This is a genomic window from Paenibacillus sp. NPDC101420 (genome assembly GCF_050277435.1).
In the GTDB taxonomy this organism is placed as follows: Bacteria; Bacillota; Bacilli; order Paenibacillales; family Paenibacillaceae; genus Paenibacillus_AQ.
In genome coordinates this window covers 203,564-223,280 of sequence record NZ_JBNNSE010000001.1, presented here as the reverse complement: position 1 = coordinate 223,280, position 19,717 = coordinate 203,564, and the positions used below count along the sequence as shown (strand labels likewise).

18 protein-coding genes and 1 riboswitch are annotated in these 19,717 nt (G+C 41.8%); of the genes, 16 read left to right on the top strand and 2 right to left on the bottom strand.

The features are described 5' to 3' along the window. Positions 1-158 precede the first annotated feature (158 nt). The 4 genes from msrA (at position 159) to ACQKMP_RS00855 (ending at position 4,166) form a co-directional block, all read left to right on the top strand. On the top strand, positions 159-671 hold the full coding sequence (gene msrA / locus ACQKMP_RS00870) for a peptide-methionine (S)-S-oxide reductase MsrA (protein WP_427468651.1): 513 nt from the start codon (positions 159-161) through the stop codon (positions 669-671). A gap of 173 nt (positions 672-844) precedes the next feature. Beyond that, positions 845-2,035, top strand: coding sequence for a cell wall-binding repeat-containing protein (locus ACQKMP_RS00865; RefSeq protein ID WP_427468650.1), 1,191 nt, complete (start codon positions 845-847; stop codon positions 2,033-2,035). A gap of 20 nt (positions 2,036-2,055) precedes the next feature. After that, entirely contained in the window at positions 2,056-2,763 is a 708-nt protein-coding gene (locus ACQKMP_RS00860) for a response regulator transcription factor (protein WP_339803615.1), read from the top strand. Continuing rightward, positions 2,760-4,166 carry a sensor histidine kinase gene (locus ACQKMP_RS00855; protein WP_339247916.1) on the top strand — a complete coding sequence of 469 codons (1,407 nt, stop codon included), beginning with the start codon at positions 2,760-2,762 and terminating at the stop codon, positions 4,164-4,166. The genes ACQKMP_RS00860 and ACQKMP_RS00855 overlap by 4 nt, the downstream gene beginning before the upstream one ends. A gap of 60 nt (positions 4,167-4,226) precedes the next feature. Here ACQKMP_RS00855 and ACQKMP_RS00850 read toward each other — a convergent pair whose 3' ends face one another. Continuing rightward, on the bottom strand, positions 4,227-4,775 hold the full coding sequence (locus ACQKMP_RS00850) for a PadR family transcriptional regulator (RefSeq protein WP_076285812.1): 549 nt from the start codon (positions 4,773-4,775) through the stop codon (positions 4,227-4,229). A gap of 151 nt (positions 4,776-4,926) precedes the next feature. Between ACQKMP_RS00850 and ACQKMP_RS00845 the strand changes: the two genes are divergently transcribed. The 3 genes from ACQKMP_RS00845 (at position 4,927) to ACQKMP_RS00835 (ending at position 7,799) form a co-directional block, all read left to right on the top strand. After that, entirely contained in the window at positions 4,927-6,375 is a 1,449-nt protein-coding gene (locus tag ACQKMP_RS00845; RefSeq protein ID WP_427468649.1) for a DHA2 family efflux MFS transporter permease subunit, read from the top strand. A 150-nt stretch (positions 6,376-6,525) separates the two neighbouring features. Further along, a complete protein-coding gene (locus ACQKMP_RS00840) occupies positions 6,526-7,206 on the top strand; it encodes an HAD family hydrolase (RefSeq protein WP_339247922.1) in 681 nt (226 codons plus the stop codon). Further along, the gene (locus ACQKMP_RS00835) at positions 7,203-7,799 is read left to right on the top strand and encodes a GNAT family N-acetyltransferase (protein WP_427468648.1); all 597 of its coding nucleotides are present in this window, start codon (positions 7,203-7,205) and stop codon (positions 7,797-7,799) included. Before ACQKMP_RS00840 ends, ACQKMP_RS00835 begins: the two co-directional genes overlap by 4 nt. 79 nt (positions 7,800-7,878) lie before the next feature. Here the strand turns inward: ACQKMP_RS00835 and ACQKMP_RS00830 are convergent, their stop codons facing one another. After that, positions 7,879-8,931, bottom strand: coding sequence for a 2,3-butanediol dehydrogenase (locus ACQKMP_RS00830; RefSeq protein WP_379421689.1), 1,053 nt, complete (start codon positions 8,929-8,931; stop codon positions 7,879-7,881). Positions 8,932-9,257: 326 nt separating this feature from the next. On the opposite strand from ACQKMP_RS00830, the gene ACQKMP_RS00825 reads away from it, so the two are divergent. From ACQKMP_RS00825 to ACQKMP_RS00785, 9 genes are all read left to right on the top strand, one after another. Further along, entirely contained in the window at positions 9,258-10,283 is a 1,026-nt protein-coding gene (locus ACQKMP_RS00825; RefSeq protein WP_042193856.1) for a LacI family DNA-binding transcriptional regulator, read from the top strand. Positions 10,284-10,353: 70 nt separating this feature from the next. Continuing rightward, complete coding sequence (gene cysK, locus ACQKMP_RS00820; protein WP_339247935.1) at positions 10,354-11,292, top strand: cysteine synthase A; 939 nt, start codon at positions 10,354-10,356, stop codon at positions 11,290-11,292. A 256-nt stretch (positions 11,293-11,548) separates the two neighbouring features. Beyond that, the gene (locus tag ACQKMP_RS00815; protein WP_149644596.1) at positions 11,549-11,902 is read left to right on the top strand and encodes an acylphosphatase; all 354 of its coding nucleotides are present in this window, start codon (positions 11,549-11,551) and stop codon (positions 11,900-11,902) included. A gap of 208 nt (positions 11,903-12,110) precedes the next feature. Further along, entirely contained in the window at positions 12,111-13,652 is a 1,542-nt protein-coding gene (locus ACQKMP_RS00810; protein ID WP_427468646.1) for a TPM domain-containing protein, read from the top strand. Positions 13,653-13,827: 175 nt separating this feature from the next. Further along, the gene (locus ACQKMP_RS00805) at positions 13,828-14,943 is read left to right on the top strand and encodes a phosphodiester glycosidase family protein (protein ID WP_427468645.1); all 1,116 of its coding nucleotides are present in this window, start codon (positions 13,828-13,830) and stop codon (positions 14,941-14,943) included. Positions 14,944-15,065: 122 nt separating this feature from the next. Further along, positions 15,066-15,998: a LysR family transcriptional regulator gene (locus ACQKMP_RS00800; RefSeq protein WP_042187960.1), complete on the top strand. Its 933-nt coding sequence runs from the start codon at positions 15,066-15,068 to the stop codon at positions 15,996-15,998. A gap of 16 nt (positions 15,999-16,014) precedes the next feature. Then, positions 16,015-17,124, top strand: coding sequence for a 5-methyltetrahydropteroyltriglutamate--homocysteine S-methyltransferase (locus ACQKMP_RS00795; RefSeq protein WP_339247953.1), 1,110 nt, complete (start codon positions 16,015-16,017; stop codon positions 17,122-17,124). Positions 17,125-17,292: 168 nt separating this feature from the next. Further along, complete coding sequence (locus tag ACQKMP_RS00790) at positions 17,293-18,012, top strand: YebC/PmpR family DNA-binding transcriptional regulator (RefSeq protein ID WP_042187963.1); 720 nt, start codon at positions 17,293-17,295, stop codon at positions 18,010-18,012. A gap of 7 nt (positions 18,013-18,019) precedes the next feature. Beyond that, positions 18,020-18,081: riboswitch (Fluoride riboswitch) on the top strand. A 68-nt stretch (positions 18,082-18,149) separates the two neighbouring features. Continuing rightward, positions 18,150-19,460 (top strand): voltage-gated chloride channel family protein, encoded by a 1,311-nt coding sequence (locus ACQKMP_RS00785; protein ID WP_042187964.1) that lies wholly within the window; start codon positions 18,150-18,152, stop codon positions 19,458-19,460. Positions 19,461-19,717: the final 257 nt, after the last annotated feature.

Below are 19,717 nucleotides of genomic sequence, written 5' to 3'. Positions count from 1 at the left end.
GTTCCTTTCTAATTCCGTTGTTTGTTATATTATAACGCCTTAAAGCATCGAATTCGAATGTAAATGAATGATTTCCTTTGACATTATAACCTAGAAGCATTATCGTCATAGCATATGTTATTTACTAGATGATGATGGATAGGGAGAGACTTGAACATATGGAACAAGCAATGTTTGCAGGTGGTTGCTTTTGGTGCATGGTTACACCGTTCGAGGAGTTACCAGGTATCCAAGGGATTGTATCGGGATATGCTGGAGGATTAACTGAGAACCCAACTTACGAAGAAGTCAAAACAGGAACAACAGGACATTACGAGGTGGTACAAATTACGTTTGATCCATCGCTTTTTTCATACGAGAAGCTGCTTGAATTATATTGGCCTCAGATTGATCCCACGGATGATGGTGGACAATTTCAGGATAGAGGAACACAATACCGGACAGCCATCTTTTACTATAACGAAGAACAACGTTTAGCAGCCCTTGCCTCGAAGGAGCAGGTTGCTGTGAGTGGCAGATTCTCAGGACCCGTTGTGACGGAAATCCTTCCAGTGCCAACCTTTTATCGAGCGGAAGAATATCATCAGGACTATCATCACAAGAATCCCAAGCATTATAAAGAGGATCGTGAGCAATCCGGACGGGATTCCTTTATCGCTAAACACTGGTAATTGCAGAAACGGAATTCCTAAAGTAAAAGAGCATCCTAAGTCGTTTATGGCTTACAGGTGCTCTTTTTACATCATATACAAATTTTATATATTTTAAATTCTACATACTTTCTACACATTTATAGACTAAACTACTCTAAATTAAGCGAGAAATTTAAAATGGAGGGTTTAGGATGAAAAAAATCATACCCATAGTTGCTGTAACATTGCTTCTAAGTTCAGTGTTAGCTGGCTGTCAATCGGGCAATAATGCCCCATCTGGATCAGATAAGCAAGCTTCTATATCTTCAGTGGATCAACCATGGATCGCAACAAAAAACACAACTCGTATAAACACTTCTGACCCTACTGAGGCAGCAGTTATCGTTTCACAAACCCTTTGGACTGCACAGACGAAGAACAACAGACCTTCAAGTGTAGTATTAACGGATGTAAGCAATTGGCAGATTGCCGCGGTTAGTGCGGATTTGATCCATCATCCGAATAATGGCCCTATTCTTTTTACAACTAAAGAGGGTGTCCCTGAGGCAACGTTAGCAGAGCTTAAGCGATTGAATCCTTTAGGCGCAGAAGGTAATAATGGTGTACAAGTAGTGCTCGTCGGACCCATGGCTTCCAATGTCGAAGCACAATTAAAGACACTGGATCTGAAAGTAGACCGAATTGAAGGGGATGAGCCGGCAGCTGTAGCACAAGCCATTGATACTTATTATGCAAAAGCTTCCGATGAACTTCCAAAGGCAGTCATTGTAGGTTCTATGGATAGTCCTGAGTACACACTGCCTGCGGTGAATTGGATCGCCCATATGCCAGAGCCGCTTCTCTATGTAACAAAAGATGAAATTCCAGACCCTACGGTTGATGCTTTGAAAGAGCGTGGTGGTTCGGCTACGATTTATATCTTAGGACCTGAAAAAGTTGTATCTACAGCAGTAGAAAAGCAATTACAGGAATTCGGCACAGTAACCCGTATAGCTGGAAAAGACATTTATGAGAATGCCATTGCTTTTGCTGCTTTTAAGGACGCCAGCAACGGTTTCGGCTGGGGCATAACGACACCTGGACATAACTTGTCTTTGTTGACTACCGATTCAACGATGCTGGCGATCGCCGCTGCACCTTTTTCGCATTTAGGGAAACATGCACCGCTTATCTTTACGGAAAATGACGGGTTGCCAGATTCCGTGATGGAATATATGATGACCCTTCAACCTAAATTTCAAGATTCACCAGCAGAAGGCCCCTATAATCATGCTTGGTTAACTGGGGACATCAACGCAATAAAAGGAAGTGTCCAAAGCGAAATCGATGATATGCTGGAAATCTCACCGGCGGCAGGAGGCAATCCACATTCCGGTCACTAGGCCACGAAGAGGTGAACAACTTGAATAAGCTTCAGGTACTGATCGTTGACGATGAATGGAACATGCGGAATTTAATTCGGATTTATTTAACAAGAGAAGGAATAACGACTAGAGAAGCGTCAACGGGGCATGAGGCACTCACTTTGCTGAATCAACAGAACTTTGATCTAATCCTGCTGGATGTGATGATGCCAGATATGGATGGCTGGCAGGTCTGTAAAGCCGTTAGAGAGGTAAGCTCTGTCCCCGTTCTAATGCTAACAGCTCGATCGGAAACTAAGGACAAGGTTCGTGGTCTCGGCATAGGCGCGGATGACTATCTCACCAAACCGTTCGAGCCAGAGGAATTAGTCGCAAGAATTTACTCTTTGGTACGGCGTTCAATGCTTACATCGACCCAACAACCTCTGAAAAAGGTTCTGAGCTACCCTGAGCTTGCGATTTACCCGGATGCTCGTGAGGTACATATTCTGGATACAGCAGTTGAGTTTACACTCAAGGAATTTGATCTGCTAACGGCCTTGGCACAAAATGCGCACCGTGTCTTTACGAGAGAAGAACTAGTGGAGCGTTTATGGGGCAATGATTATGAGGGTGAGAACCGTGTCATCGACACACATATTAAGAATATTCGCGAGAAATTACATAAGGCGGGTCTGTCTTATAATCCTGTTCAAACGGTATGGGGGTTAGGCTATAAATTTGAGATCCCAGGTAATCATCTATGAAGAATAATATGATCGGACTGAAGCTCGGGTCAGTTATTATGTCTGTTTTTTTAGTTGTTTTGTTTATTCTTGGGATAACGATAGACCGAATGTTTACCAGTTTTTATTACAACGAGATGCAAAAAGAAACTGAGGAGCTAACCTCGCATTTTATCGTAATGGCTGAATCACCGGATAGTTCAAATGAGCAGATGATGAGTACTTTTGCAGAGTTTTCGGACGTGAGTATATTTAATATTTCAAAAGACGGTAGTGTCATTCTGCATTCGGGTATTCATGACCGCGCAGATCGTTCATTCATAAATGCTTCGGATATTAGTCGGATATTTGCCGGAAAAAGTGTGAATTTTGAGTATACAGATCCTACTGGACACAGATATTTCATCACTGGGAAACCAATTTCAAATGGTCAAACCATCCAGTCTGCACTATATGTAATGTCCTCTACAGAGAATATGAAGCAATCCTTGGCTTCTATCCGTAATCTATTGTTGCTCGCAGGAATTGGGGCCTTTATATTGGCACTAGGGATCACGGGAATAATTAGTTTGTTGTTATCCAGGCCGCTGATCAAGATGCAGAAGGCGACTAGAAAAATTGCTGCCGGTGAATTGGAAACGAGACTTTCCATACGGAGTAACGATGAAATCGGATTTTTGGCAGGAGCTATTAACGACCTTGCTATAGATCTGCAAAGATATAGGGACACGCGTCAGGAATTTTTAGCCAACATTTCTCATGAACTACGAACACCCATCACTTATTTGAAGGGGTATACTAAGGTCGTAAAGGATGGGCTTTATGAGACCGAAGGGGAACGAGATCTGTATTTGGATATTATTCACGAGGAAGCGCATCGGCTTGAGCATCTGGTAGAAGATTTATTTGAACTGGCAAAGATGGAAGAAGGTAAAATCTCACTTACGCTGGACTGGATAGATCTTAAGCACATGGCAGAACAAGCGGTACGCAGAGTGGAATTGAAAGCCAAAGAAAAGGGACTTCAGCTGAAGATTATGTATCATGGAGTTTCGTATAGGGTTCGTGGAGATGAAAAGCGTATGGAACAGATTATGATGAATCTTCTGGAGAATGCGATCCGTTATACGGATGAAGGTGAGATTACCGTCCATGTAGATGAGGATGTCGACGGAGATACCGTTTTATTTATTGTAGAGGATACCGGAATAGGTATTCCTGAGGAAGAACTGCCCTATGTCTTTGAACGCTTCTACAGAGTTGAGAAATCACGATCCAGGCAATATGGTGGTACAGGTCTTGGACTATCCATTGTTAAAAAGCTTGTAGAATTACACGGCGGTAAGATTCGAATTACAAGTCAGCCTGGAGTTGGAACCCGATGCGAGGTACGGCTGCCTAGATTAACAAAATCCGAAAAGTAAGAGCCAAAAGAGACTTTGCGTATGTACGCGAAGTCTCTTTTTAATTGTTGTCAGCTAACGCTATTTTGCTGGCTCAAGCTCTTCAAGTGCCCACTCGCAAAATTGTATAGAGCTCTCCATATCGAGCACACGTTTCCGAATGAGTAAATAGCGTCCAAAAGTCGTTGCTTTTAATTCACGACTCTCACTTCGTTCATCACGTAAGACTTCGTTAGCTTTCAGCAAGACCTTGTATCGTTCTAGCTCACTTTTACAAAACTCCGCTCGTTTTTGTAGAAGTTCTTTTGCCTCCTCGGGTTTGGAGAGCCATAGACTATACAGCTTAAAATGTAGCTCGTCCCGTAGGACTGGAGGCTCAGCTGGAGTTTCCACCCAATTCCGCAATTGCTCAAGTCCTGCTTCCGTAATGGAGTATTCCTTTTTATCCGGCTTATCCGATTGCTCAATGAGCTGATATGAAATGTAACCTTGCTGCTCCATGCTCATAAGAAGAGGGTAGATTTGACTATGTCCTGCTCGCCATAAGGGTTTTATATTCTGTGTTAATTCATATCCAGACAACGAGTTAGCACTTAGTAAAGCAAGAAGTCCATAAGACAGTGTATTCATTACTATGAAGCCCTCCAGTTATTATAAATCCGTTTTCATTGTGATTTTTGGCGATATGTCATCATTGACATATTATCCATACGATTATAACATTATTTAAGTTGAATTATATATGTAAAAGTAGACATATAAAAAGATAAGGAGGGGTAGCGTGGACGTTAAACAAGAAAGTAAAATTCATTTTTGGCCTATTATGATTGCCATATTCTTCGGAAACTTCGTCTCTGTCTTAAGTACAACGACCATCAACATAGCTGTTCCTCTTTTAATGAATCATTTCCATTCGAACCTGAACACTATGCAATGGATGGTTACAGGTTTTATGCTAGCAACGGGAGTAACTGCACCACTTGCCGGATATCTGGGAGGCAGATTCAGCTATAAGCGACTGTATCTATTCGCTTTGATGGGATTCACCATGTTCTCCTTACTCTGTGCAGTAGCTTGGAATCCAATCTCTCTGATTGTATTTCGAATGCTTCAGGGCTCTTGCAGCGGGCTGATTATGGCCTGTACGATGACGATTATATTCCAAGTGATTCCAGCTGAACGCAGACCTTTCGCCGTGAGCCTATGGTCGCTATCCGCGATGGTAGCCCCAGCCATAGGTCCGACATTTAGCGGATGGTTACTTCAGTATGCTAGCTGGCACTGGTTATTTTTAATTAACATTCCCATTGGGATCATTGCTGTTATTCTAACCGTAACGTTAATTCCATACTATCGAATGAATGTTCCGAAATCATTTGATATTCCTGGCTTCCTAACTGTTGTACTGGGCAGCTTATCTTTATTAACCGCATTTAGCCAAGGCAATAGCTGGGGATGGAGCTCATGGAAGACCCTATCCTTAATACTTATGGGGATCGTACTTTTAGTTTTCTTCGTCTTGCACGAGCTGAAGGCGGAAGTACCACTGCTGAATCTGCGTGTCTTTCGAAATCGGCGTTTTACTGCCATGCTTAGTATCTATAGTTTGGTGACGATAGCAATGTATGCTGGAACTTACTTAACTCCATTGTTCTTACAAACGGTAGAAGGAGCAACAACACTTAAAACGGGGCTTATCTTATTGCCATCTTCGATTCTGCTGGCTTTACTTAGTCCTATCGTGGGTAAGATGTATCCAAAGTTTGGGCCTGTGAAGTTAATTTCTGCTGGTATTTTATTTATTTTCATCGGTTTATTTATGATGAGCCGGCTGCATACAAATGTTTCTTACAGCTTCATTATGTGGGCAATGGTGGTTCGGAATTTAGGTATTGGATTAGCTAACGTTCCGAGTAGCACAGCGTCTATGGAGGAAATTCCAGTCGAATGGTCAGGTCATGCCACATCGATCAACAACTGGGTTCGGAATGTGTTAAGCTCACTTGGGATTGCGGTGTTCACTTCTATTTTGTCCACAAGATCCTTACTGCACTCTAAAGAATTGATCAGTTCAGGTGCAGGTAATGCAGATTCGATAAGATTATTATCGTTCACTATGGGTGTGAATGATGTATTCGTAGTCGGCTCTATCATCGTGTTGTTTGGATTACCACTTATGTTTTTATTGCGCAAGAAGCGTAGTGTAATTTCTGTTCAAAGTGCGGGATAACCTTCGCATCACATTAGAAAAGCAGACCAAGGACTTAGCCTTGATCTGCTTTTTTTATGTTTTTATATGTGAGAAGTATGTGGAAAGTATCTTGAAACGAAGGTATTATAAATACATCCATTAATATCAATTGAGGGGAGCAAGACAGCAGTGGGAAGAGGACTACAAAGTATTTTATTTGATTTGGATGGTACATTAACGGACCCTAAAGAAGGCATAACAAAAAGCGTAGAATACGCATTGAACAAATTTGATATACAGATCGAGCATTTGGATAAACTTCTTCCTTACATAGGCCCACCTCTCTATGATTCATTTATCGAGCTGCATCAGTTCTCAGAGGAACAAGCGCAACAAGCAGTTGTATTCTACCGTGAGCGTTACAGCACCGTTGGAATGCTTGAGAACATGGTGATTGAAGGTATACCGCAACTACTGGAAGACCTCAAGAATAAAGGATTTTCATTGTATGTAGCTACCTCCAAGCCTACTGTTTTTGCAGAACAAATTCTTAAGCATTATAAACTAGATCATTATTTTGAGCATATCGGTGGTAGTAATCTGGATGGCACCCGTTCTAAAAAGAAAGATGTGATACAGTACGTACTCGATCAGAATGCTATTCTTCCGGAGGAAGCTGTGATGATTGGGGACCGAGAGCATGATATTATTGGTGCTATAGGTTGTGGAGTAGAATCTATTGGTGTGACGTTTGGTTACGGACCTAAAGAAGAACTGGAGAATGCTGGGGCAGATCATATCGCTTATCGAGTAGAAGAAATTGCGGATATCATCCAACATATATCATTAAGAGAGCGGTGTGCGAAATGATCCAACCTCGTAATTCAATCTTGGAGGGCAATACAGTCAAGCTGGTTCCAATGGATGACAGCCATGTAGAAGGGCTAGCGAGAGTATTAAGAAATCCAAACATCTGGGAATTTACTTGGCGAAAAATAACGTCGGACGAGCAGGTACAGGATTTAATCACAACCGCATTCGCAAATCAAAACAATGAATCGCAAACTCCCTTCGTCATCATTGAAAAAGCTACTGGACAAATCGTCGGTACCACTCGAATCATGCATCCGGATTTGGTTCATCGCAATGCTGAAATCGGATGTACGTGGATCTCACCTGAATATTGGAGAACGAGTGTGAACACCGAGGCTAAGTCATTACTGCTTCATTATTGTTTTGAAGAGCTAAAGCTGATTCGTGTAGAATTTACAGTGGTGAAGACTAACTTGAGGTCACAAAGAGCGGTAGAACGATTAGGGGCTGTAAAAGAAGGGGTTCTACGCCAGCATAGAATCAGATCTGACGGTTCGATTCATGATAATGTTGTCTTTAGTATTTTGGATAACGAATGGCCATCGGTAAAAGAGAATCTGCACTATTTATTAAATGAGAAGTACTCATAATTATATAAAAGAAGCCAAGAGTCCCTCTCTTATGGAGAAGGACTCTTGCTCTATAGATCAGCCATTTGGCTGCTTATGGTTATTGTTTAGGACTTACAAGAATTTTCACTTGATTTTTTTCCTTCAAAAGCGCCTCGAACCCATGTTCAATCACTTCGTTCAATTTGATTCTTTTAGTCACCAGTTTGTCTGCAGGGAAGTAACCTTGTTCCATGAGACTAATTACTGCTGGGAATACATCACGGTATCCGATGATACCAGTTAAATTACGTTCTTTAAGTACGATGTTGTTTGGAGTAATGGTAGCATCTTTTTCAAAAATACTAACGATCATGATTTGACCACTTAATTTAGTGGAATTGATAGCTTGTGTTAGAACGGGAGGGACACCTGTGACTTCAAAAGCAACATCCACGCCGCCATCGGTACGTTTTTGAATTTCTTCAACCACATCATATTGTTTAGGATCGATTACAATACCACCAAGTTCCTCAGCTTTGCTCTTACGTTCTTCTGAGAGCTCAACAACATAAATTTCAGCTGCACCGGAAGCTTTCAAAGCTTCAATCACAAGCAAACCGATAGGGCCAGCGCCAAATACTACAGCTTTATCTCCGACCTTCAATTGACTGGAACGAACAGCATGCAGAGCAACTGCAGAAGGTTCTACTAGAGCGCCTTGCTCATAGGACAAGCTTTCAGGAATTTTGTGCACCATATGTTGGTCTGCTGCAACGTATTCTGAGAATCCACCGCCGCCTCCAGCCAAACCTAGGAAGCCCATTTTTTCACAAAGATTGTATTTGCCTTGTCGACAAGCTACACATTCACCACATGCAAAAACTGGTTCAACGACAACTCGATCACCAACATTAAACTTGCTAACGCCTTGACCTACTTCAACGATTTGTCCAGAGAATTCATGTCCCATTACGACTGGCGCTTTTTCACCAGTAAGGGGATGATCTGTACCTTGGGGAATAAAAATAGGACCGGCTACATATTCGTGAAGATCACTGCCACAAATCCCGCACCATTCTATTTTGATTTTCACTTTTCCTTCAAGTGCTGCTGGTTCTTCAATCGTTTCTAACCGTAGATCTTTGACGTTATGCCATCTTAATGCTTGCATATCATTCATCTCCTAGATTAATTAATTGATAATAAATAGTGTTTTTCTCCTGGAAAAGAGGAAACGTTTCCGACAACAAATATGTCACATAATTTTCATATTGTCAAATTTAAATACTAAAATATTAATATCGAAAATTAGTGAAAAAATTCACCTGAACTTAGCAATAGCAGGGGTATATAGACTGTGTCGTACTTGCTATAAGTGCTTTTATAAGTACATATATGTTATAATAAATACATTGGAAAAACGGCTTGAATGAGACGGATAGATTTAATAATAGCTATGATTACGGAAACGATTCCGAAAATGAGGGGACTATCAACTTGGCTAATAAAAACAAAGTAACAATAGAGGATGTAGCGAAACGAGCGGGAGTAGGTATTGCTACTGTTTCAAGAGCGATTAATAATTCGGAGGGAATTAGTTCCAAGACTAAGGCATTAGTACTGCAAGTTATTGAGGAGATGGGTTTTACACCTAATACCTCTGCACAAAGTCTGAAGATTCGCCAAACGAAGCAAATCGCTCTGGCCGTTCCCGACATTCGAAATGCCATTATTCCAGATATCGCCTGGTCCGTGGAGCAAGCAGCTAAACAGGACGGCTATCGAGTCATTCAGATTAATACTTCCGGAAATCCGCGGACAGAGCTCGAAACGATTCGTGAGATCAAGAAATTACATGTTGATGGCCTCATTATCATGCCTCTTGCTTATCCCAAGACTATGGTAGAGCTAATTAATAAATCGAGTGTTCCTGTCTCGATCATTAACTACGGGAAACGCATTACAGAGAATGTGAAAGCGGATATCGTAAGCCTGTCACGTTTTGAGGGCCAGCTAATCATGGAACATCTAAGCAATATTGGCCGAACCAGAATTGCTTACGCAGGAGCTCAGAAGGATCTCATTGAAGATCGTTATCTTGCCTATCAGCAGGCGTTAAATCAAGTGGATATTTCTTTGGTTTATTTTGGCGAGGATTTCTCCTTGCAAACGGGGGTACAAGCTGCAGATTATTTCTATAGCCTGACCCATATGCCAGATGCAATATATGCTGTAAATGACATGGTCGCTATAGGGATCGTAAACCGATTTAAAGAGTTAGGCGTTCGTGTTCCTGAGGATGTGGCAGTGGTAGGGGTGGATAATAACGCATGGACAACCATTACAAGTCCGCAGATTAGTTCGGTCTCGATCATGGGCAATGAAGTCGCCCGATTGGCTACTCAGCTTCTGTTGCAACGCATTCAGGATAATATTACGGGCGACTACCAAAGGGTGCAGCTTGATCCGCGTTTAATTGTGCGAGAGTCTAGTGTTTCGGTTAAGCGTAGTACGACAGGTTGAAAATCCTCTAAATCCTGTTAGACTTAATACTAAGTAAGTTGATGGGGGAATATGAAATGAGGAGATTATTATGGCTAAAATATATAAAAGCGTAACAGATTTGATTGGTAATACACCGTTATTGGAAATTTCGAAATATAGTAAATCTCAGAACGTTGAAGCAAAAATCCTTGCCAAGTTAGAGTCTTTTAATCCTGGAGGTAGCGTCAAGGATCGTATAGGGTATGCGATGATCAAAGATGCTGAGGATAAAGGCTTAATTCACAAAGATTCTGTAATTATTGAGCCAACAAGTGGCAATACCGGCATTGGCCTTGCAATGGCTGCTACTAGCCTTGGCTATCCGTTGATTATCGTACTTCCGGATACATTCAGTATTGAACGCCGTAAGGTGATGGCTGCACTTGGTGCTAAGCTTGTATTAACACCTGGAGCTGAAGGAATGAGCGGTGCTCTGAAAAAGGCAGAGGAATTGGCAGCGGAAATTCCAAATGCTTTCATTCCACAACAATTCAGCAACCCAGCTAACCCTGAAATTCACAGAACGACAACTGCAGAGGAAATTTGGCGGGATACTGATGGAAATGTAGATATTTTTATTGCGGGTGTTGGTTCTGGAGGCACCATATCAGGGGTTGGGGAAGCTTTGAAGGCTAAGAACCCTTCGGTACAGATCGTCGCTATCGAACCGTTTGATTCACCGGTATTATCTGGTGGCCGGCCTAGTGCGCATGGAATTCAGGGGATTGGGGCTAACTTCATTCCGGAGATTTACAATAAAGAGGTTGTCGATGAGATTTTTCAGGTGAAGAATAAAGACGCATTTAATGTAGCGCGTGAAATTGCCAAGACCGAGGGGTTACTTGTAGGGATCTCGTCTGGTGCGGCGGTATACACAGCTACAGAAATTGCTAAACGTTCAGAAAATAAAGGGAAGACGATTGTGGTGATTTTGCCGGATACTGGTGAACGTTATTTAACAACTACTCTGTTTGATTTTAACGAATAGATTGGTTTGACCTAAGATAATACAGAAGAAGTGGCTAGAATTAACGAATTGAATCAAACCCATCGGATGGGTGCAGATCAGGAGTATTTTAATTTCTAGCACTGAGGTTAATACAAACAAGGAGGCTCAGCGGAATGCTGAGTCTTTTTGTGTATTTAGTAATTAAAGAGTGATCAATTCAGCCCCTTATTTTACCAATGGCTATGGTACAATATAGCATAAATCGTAGTAGCTCTAAAAAAGGAGTATGAAACGTGTGAATGTGTTCAAAAAAGTTAGAAATAATTATGTGATTTGGCATGCAAATCGTATTCAGTTACTGGATTTTCCTTCAAGTCCTGTCGTTAGAAAGAAAGTGGTTTTCTCAGGTAGAGTTCAAAACGTAGGATTCCGTTTGGAAATATATACGATTGCTGAAAGAATGAAATTAACGGGTAGGGTACAAAATTTAAACGACGGAAGTGTAGAGGTAGAAGTACAAGGAGAAGAGCAGCGAATCTCTTTTCTAGTCCATTGCATGAAATCATTGAAACGGGCATCTGTAAAGAAAGTAACTATGAGTGATCTGCCTCTTAATGAGAGTGAGAAAGATTTTACGATAGTGAAATAAGTACATATGGATTGGTAGAATTAAGAAGTGGATTGTCTTTTTTGGATTAGGAAGATAGAGGAGAAAGAATATGAATAGATTAATTGGGACTAAAGTTTCTCAGTTCATTCTTCGCTGTGTAATACACAGAATAGAATAAAATGGAACTATTGCTTAAGCCATGCGTAACCGATAAATAAAAGAGATTATGATAGAGCAGGAGGTACATATGAACTACAGAATTTTTAGAAAGATGCTTCTTACCACACTTGCCACCCTGATGTTAAGTGTTTTGCTTCTTCCGGTTTTAACTTCAGCCAAGACAGCTGTACCTAAGCATACTGGGTCATTTTATGTGAATGATTTTGCGAATGTGATCGACGAGAAAGCTGAGAATTACATGGTGAACTATGGAATTCGATTACATCAGGATACGGGTGCTCAAGTCGTAGTGGTGACAGTCGATTCTACAAATGGAGTTTCGATGGAAGAGTATGCAACTTCGCTATTCAATAGCTGGGGCGTAGGCTCTGCGGATAAGAATAACGGGCTTTTGCTATTGCTTTCTATAAAAGATGATGACTACTGGGCGGTACAAGGTAAGGGTATTGAGGACACGTTGCCTAACAGTAAGATTAAAGATATTCTCTCTCAATATCTTGAGCCGGATTTTGCAGCTAAAACTTATAGTAACGGTGCACGTAAAACTTATGGCGCTTTTATTCAAGCCATGGGTGGGACCTGGGTGGAAAATGTCGGCACTAAAAACTATGTATCAGATAATGCCGGTGTACTCAAAAAAGTAACAAAGGATTATTTGAATGAATCTAGCAACAGATATAAAACTACAACTGGCAGCGGAATTTATGTGGTTACTGTAAAGAACGCAGGAGATAAAACACTTCAGGATTATACCTACATGAAGTTTGCCTCCGTTGCTGCTGGCCCTAAGGATGTTATGCTCGTGCTAGACATAGGTGGAGACAACTATCATGTTCTGCAAGGGAAGGACATCGACAAGGTTCTAACTAATGATGCAATCAGCAATATTTTGGATACTGTACTTGAGCCCCAATTTGTGAAAAAAGATTACGGAACGGGAGCTACGGCAACTTCTAATGCTTTGTACAGCTTCTTATTGGCTAGAGCGGATCAATCCGTTGGAGCGACGGGAAACAGTGGAGGCACTACAGCCGCCAATTCTTCCTCAACAACCACTTCAGCAAAGGAGACCAGTGTTAGTGTAGGAAAAGGCCTTCTAATTTACTTATTGATATTTGCTCCGCTCATACTGTTCGGATATGGTCTTTCACGACGCAATAAATATATTGAAATGTACGGTTTGCCATTTAATCCGTATAGCCCAAGAAATATTCGTCGGTATGGGAATTGGTACGGTCAAGCGGATTACGGTTATGGTAGACGTTGGCACAGACGTTATAATAATCACCATCATAATCACCATCATCATCATAGAAACACACCATCCAATAACTCACAGTCAAGCTTCTGGGGAAACAGCGGTGGAGGCGGCTCTACTAGAGGTGGAGGAGCGGGACGATATTCCTCAAGTAACGAGAATCGTGGAGGCGGAGGTTCGAGTAGTGGCGGAGGTGCAGGTAGACATTCTTCTAGCTCTTCCAGCTCTTCCAGCAGCAGCTACTCTAACAATGATAATGGCTCTTCCGGTGGAGGAGGTTATTCCGGCGGTGGTGGCTCATCAGGTGGTGGGGGTAGCGCCAGCAGTGGTGGCGGAGCGGGTAGACACTAAAAAGGTTGAAGATGAGCAGGTTTCCGGGTTATCCGAAACCTGCTTGTTTTGTTTTAGGAGGTTACTTATTTGTTTTAGGTTGTTACTTAATAGTAACTTTTCATAAAATTTATCGTCTATGATAAAGTTAGACATTTATTTTCAAATTCCGTAATAGTCAGGGAGGAAAAAAGAAGTGAGCACTTCATCATTACCTCAACGTTCCACCGTACGCAAAAAGAAGCCAACAAAAAAACGTAAGAAACGGAGCTTTTTCCGAACACTATCCAAAGTGTTTTTATTCTGCTTAATTTTGTTGATTGCTGGAGGCGGTTGGTTTTACTTTGCACCTTCGGCTAAAAATCTGCGCTATTCAATCGCTGATACACTGATTACAACACAGCACCGCTACATGGCTAAATATATTATTGGTGAGGACGGATTAAAGAACAGAGTGACTGAATATAGCGCCCAATTTGAAGAGATGGGGGTCGAAAAGGACACACATACCATCACTCCTAAACCTGAAGTAAAAGAGAAACCACTGGTCGAGATAGAAAATGTCTCAGGTACTGGATATTCAGGATATGTCATGATCGTTAATGATCCTACTAAAGTTCGTTTGGGAATTCCGGATAAAGTAGGGTCAGGTGAGAAAGTAACTAGTATGGTGAAGCGCACAGGTGCTATCGCTGGAGTTAACGGTGGTGGATTCGCTGATCCTAACTGGAAAGGTAATGGATTTAAACCTATCGGTATTGTGATCTCACAAGGTAAGTTATATTACAACGGTCTCGGTGGCAAGAAATCCACGCAAATCGTAGGTCTTGATAAACAAGGGAAGATGGTTGCTGGAAATTATTCTTTAGACGAGATTAGTAGAATGGGTGTTCAGGAGGCAGTGACTTTTAGCCCTCGTTTAATCGTCAATGGAAAAGGATTAATTAAGAACGCGGCTGAAGGTTGGGGAATTGCACCAAGAACAGCGATGGGCCAGCGAGCTGACGGAGCGATTATATTTGTTGTTATTGATGGAAGACAACCTACTTATAGTATTGGGGCAAATCTATACGATGTGCAGCAAATCCTTCTTAAGCATGGAGCAGTGATTGCTGCCAATTTGGATGGAGGTTCTTCTACTGTGTTGGTAAAAGACAACGAGATTATGAACAAGCCATCTTCTCAATATGGGGAACGATATTTACCTACGGCTTTTCTTGTGTTTGAGCACCCTGAGCAAGTCGATATGCCGAATATTTGGAAGGGACTTGACCCCTCCAAAATTGATGCTGCTAAGAAGCGTACACGCTAAAGCACTCTTAATACGTAAATAAGATAAGGATTATCTTGGATTGCCATATGAAAATATGCTACGATATCACCTAGCATGAAACAGAATACAGAACTAACAGGTCTGGAACAGGGGGAATAGGAGTGACGTTGCAACAACTCCGCTACGCTATCGAAATTGCAAATAGTGGCTCCATGAATGAGGCGGCAAAGAAGCTCTTTGTTTCTCAACCGAGCCTGTCCAATGCCATTAAAGAGTTAGAAAGTGAACTGGGGATTACGATTTTTGAGCGGACCAACCGTGGAATCAGTATTTCCGTTGAGGGAATGGAATTCCTGGGTTATGCCCGCCAAATTATTGAACAGACAGAGCTTATGGAGAATCGTTATACGGGGAAAAAGCGTAGTCCGATCTATTTTTCCATCTCTACGCAGCACTACGCCTTTGTGGTTGACGCCTTTGTAAATCTCATGAAGCACAATGACGTCTCAGAATACAACTTTAGCTTGAGAGAGACGCAAACCTACGAGATTATCGAAGATGTACGTACCTTGCGTAGTGATTTAGGAATTCTTTATATTAACGAGAGTAACTATAAGCATATGAATAAACTGTTTAGTGATGGCAATCTGAAATTCACACCACTTTTTAATACCGATCCGCATCTTTATGTTCGAACCGGACACCCGCTGGCTCATAAGGACGTCATTACACAGGATGATATTGTGCCGTTTCCTTATATCACTTTTGAACAGGGTGAGAACAATTCACTGCACTTCTCAGAGGAAATGTTAAGCTTTTCACAAATTGAGAAGAATATTAAGGTGAATGACCGAGCGACACTGACCAATTTGTTAATGGGTACGGATTGCTATACGGTAGGCACAGGAATTCTGGCGTCTGATCTAAATGGTGATGGACTGAAGACGATTCCTTTTGAGAGCAATGAAGTATTTACGGTTGGCTGGATAGCGCATAAAGATCGCAGACCGAGTGTAATGGCATCTAAGTATATCGAGATTTTGAATGACCTGGTTTCAGGAAGTTATTTTGATCTAAATCATTTTTTACTATAGCAGTAGGAGGATCGGTATGATTAGACCCGTAATTGGCACCCAGAGAAATGCTCCACCCTTTCGCTACGATATCGTTGGCAGCTTCTTACGAACGGATGAGATAAAAACAGCCCGCCTCCAATATGACAATGGTGAAATCACGGGCAGTCAGCTTCATGAAATTGAGAATATTGAAATCGCCAAACTACTGGAATTGCAAAAAGAAGTGGGTTTATTGGCGGTCACAGACGGGGAATTTCGCCGTTCCTGGTGGCATCTCGATTTCTTTGTAGGGATTAAAGGAACTGAGAAGATTAACTTAAATCAAGGAAGAGCGGAAGCGGTTCAGCGCGCGGAATCTTTTCGAATCGTGGACCGGATTGCCTTTGAAGATCATCCAATGATCGACCAATTTATCGCTTTGAAACAAATGGCCGGAGACCGAATTCCGAAAATGACGATCCCTTCACCCGCTTTATTTCACTTTGTGGAGGACTTTAACGGGAATGAAGTTTACCCGGATCAAGAAACCCTATTCCAAGATATTATTGCTGTTTACCGAACTGCAATCCAAGCGTTCTATGATGCAGGCTGCCGTTACCTCCAGTTAGACGATACAACTTGGGGAACGCTGTGTAGTGGTAGACATCGGGCGCATTTACGAAGCAGAGGTACAGATCCAGATCAGTTGGCTAAGGATTATGTTAGGCTGATTAACGAGAGCATTGCCAATCGTCCAGGTGATATGACGATCGCGCTTCACGTATGCCGAGGTAATTTCCGTTCCACATGGTTCGCAGCTGGTGGTTATGAGCCTGTGGCCGAAGAACTTTTTTCGAATACTAAAGTGGATGCTTTTTTCTTGGAGTATGATAATGAGCGGGCGGGCGATTTTGAGCCCTTACGATTTATTAAAGATCAATTTGTGGTATTGGGACTAGTAACTACGAAACATGGTGGTCTTGAGAGCAAAGAGCAGCTCAAAGCGCGTATTGAAGAAGCGGCACAATATGTAGATATTGAGAAGCTTTGCTTAAGTCCTCAATGTGGGTTTGCTTCCACCGAGGAAGGAAATATCCTAACCGAAGAAGAGCAGTGGGATAAAATACGTCTCGTAATTGAAACAGCCCAAGAGGTTTGGGTATAAATAAAATAAGTTTTTAGAAGGCTCCTGTTTGATTTAGGGGCCTTTTTTATGCGTGTATTGTAACAGCTTAGAGGATTAACCTACCAGCGCACTTTACTAGAGCTATTAATCAAGGGTATAATAAGTAACAATTGTTTTTAATTCATGTTGAAAGAGAGCGGGAACAATATGGGTCGTAAGTGGAATAATATTAAGGAAAAGAAAGCCTCCAAAGACGCCAACACAAGTCGCGTCTATGCAAAGTTTGGTGTTGAGATTTATGTAGCAGCCAAGAAAGGTGAACCCGATCCAGAAGCAAACCGGGCCTTGAAGGTTGTATTAGAACGTGCAAAAACTTACAATGTACCAAAAGCCATTATTGACCGCGCAATGGATAAAGCCAAAGGCAGCGGTGATGAGAATTATGAAGAGCTTCGTTACGAAGGATTTGGACCTAACGGTTCGATGATCATCGTCGATGCACTTACGAATAACGTTAACCGTACAGCGCCTTTGATCCGTTCTACATTCAGTAAGAATGGCGGGAATATGGGTGTCAGCGGATCTGTAGCCTACATGTTTGACTCAACGGCTGTTATCGGTGTAGAAGGTAAAACTGCCGATGAAGTGATTGAGATGATGTTCGATGCAGAACTAGATGTACGTGATGTACTGGAAGAGGATGAAGCGGTTATCGTGTATGCTGAACCTGATCAGTTCCATGCCGTACAAGAAGTGTTCAGGAATGCAGGAATCACTGAATTTACGGTTGCTGAGCTGAACATGCTTCCACAGAACTATGTAACACTTCCTGAAGATGCACAAGCTCAATTCGAGAAATTGATTGATGCCTTAGAAGATTTAGAAGATGTTCAACAAGTGTATCATAACGTAGATTCTGAGGACTAAGAATAACATATAACAAGGCGATGGAGTTCGCCACAACCGTCTCTTCAGACTAATGACTCCTACCAGAGTGAGCTTCACTGGTAGGAGTCTGTTTTGTTGCTAGAGACTAATTTATACTGACTTTGGGAGTTGCTGTTATGAATCAATGGTCTGCACGATGGCATGAATTCGTGAAGAAAAGAAGTCATTTTGCACTTTGGAGTACATTTATCAAATGGATTGTACTCGGAAGTGTGGTTGGACTCTTATCGGGAACTGCCTCGGCTTTCTTTCTGAAAAGCTTAGACTATGTAACAGATGTACGTTTAGAGCATCCATGGCTACTTTATTTGCTGCCTCTTGGGGGAGTATTTGTTAGTTTCTTATATATGCGTTACGGAAAAAACAGCGCTAAAGGAAATAACCTTATTATAGAACAAATTCAGGATGGTACAGAGACCATTCCATTACGCATGGCACCCTTAGTATTGTTAGGAACACTGGTCACTCACTTGTTTGGTGGATCTGCCGGACGGGAGGGAACAGCTGTACAAATGGGAGGAAGCCTCGCGGAGTGGTTTGGGAAATTAATCAAAATCAGCCCGTTAGATCGCAAAATACTGTTAATGTGCGGGATTAGCGGGGGCTTCGGTTCTATATTCGGAACACCGCTGGCTGGAACCTTATTTGGTCTAGAGGTAGTAACCATTGGACTTATTAGCCAACAGGCATTACTTCCATGTTTTGTGGCTAGCTTTGTTGGTGATCTGGTCACCACTCGATTGTGGGGCGTTCATCATACTCACTATGTCGTGAATGAATTTCCAACCTTAAGTTTAATGATTATTCTAAAAGTGGTATTGGCCTCTGTAATTTTTGGTCTCGTGAGTATGCTTTTCAGTGAACTGACTCATTTACTAAAAAGAATCTTCACCGCCATGATAAGCAATCCTATGATAAAAGGTGCAGTGGGTGGTTTGATTATCATAGCGTTAGTATTCCTTGTAGGGTCCCGTGATTACTTAGGCCTCGGAATTCCATTAATCAAGGATTCTTTTGAGGGAGATGTCTCTCCTTTCGCTTTTTTATGGAAGCTGATCTTTACCGCCTTTACCTTAGGAACAGGATTTCAGGGTGGTGAGGTTACTCCGCTATTTGCGATTGGAGCCACATTAGGTAATGCTTTGGCTGGAATTTTACATGTATATGGACCGTTTCTGGCAGCTCTCGGATTCATTGCTGTCTTCTGTGGAGCTACCAGTACGCCTATCGCTTGCTTTTTAATGGGGATTGAGCTGTTCGGGTCAGAGGGGGCTGTATACATGTTCATCGCTTGTGTAGTGAGTTATTTATTCTCCGGACATAGTAGTATTTATACTTCACAGCTTATTGGTGTATCGAAGAGCCAGTTCATTTCAATTCCTCAAGGGACTAGAATAAGTAATGTTAAACGACCTCGCAAAAAATAACAACATTTCCCGTTCTAAGTTGACAAGTAACGGCATGCGTTTTAAACTGTTACCAAACGAAGGGATGGTTTAACATGATTCATGTAGAAACTGTAAAGTTATATACCAGAGGCTGCTCCGAACAATCGGATACAAACGATGAAACGTTGTCCGGAGCTTAATCGAAAAGCGAATCGCTTTTTATATCATCGAAAGATAGCTAGGTCATTTTAGTGTGATTATTCATGCTTATTTGATTGCGCCATCTTCCGATGTTA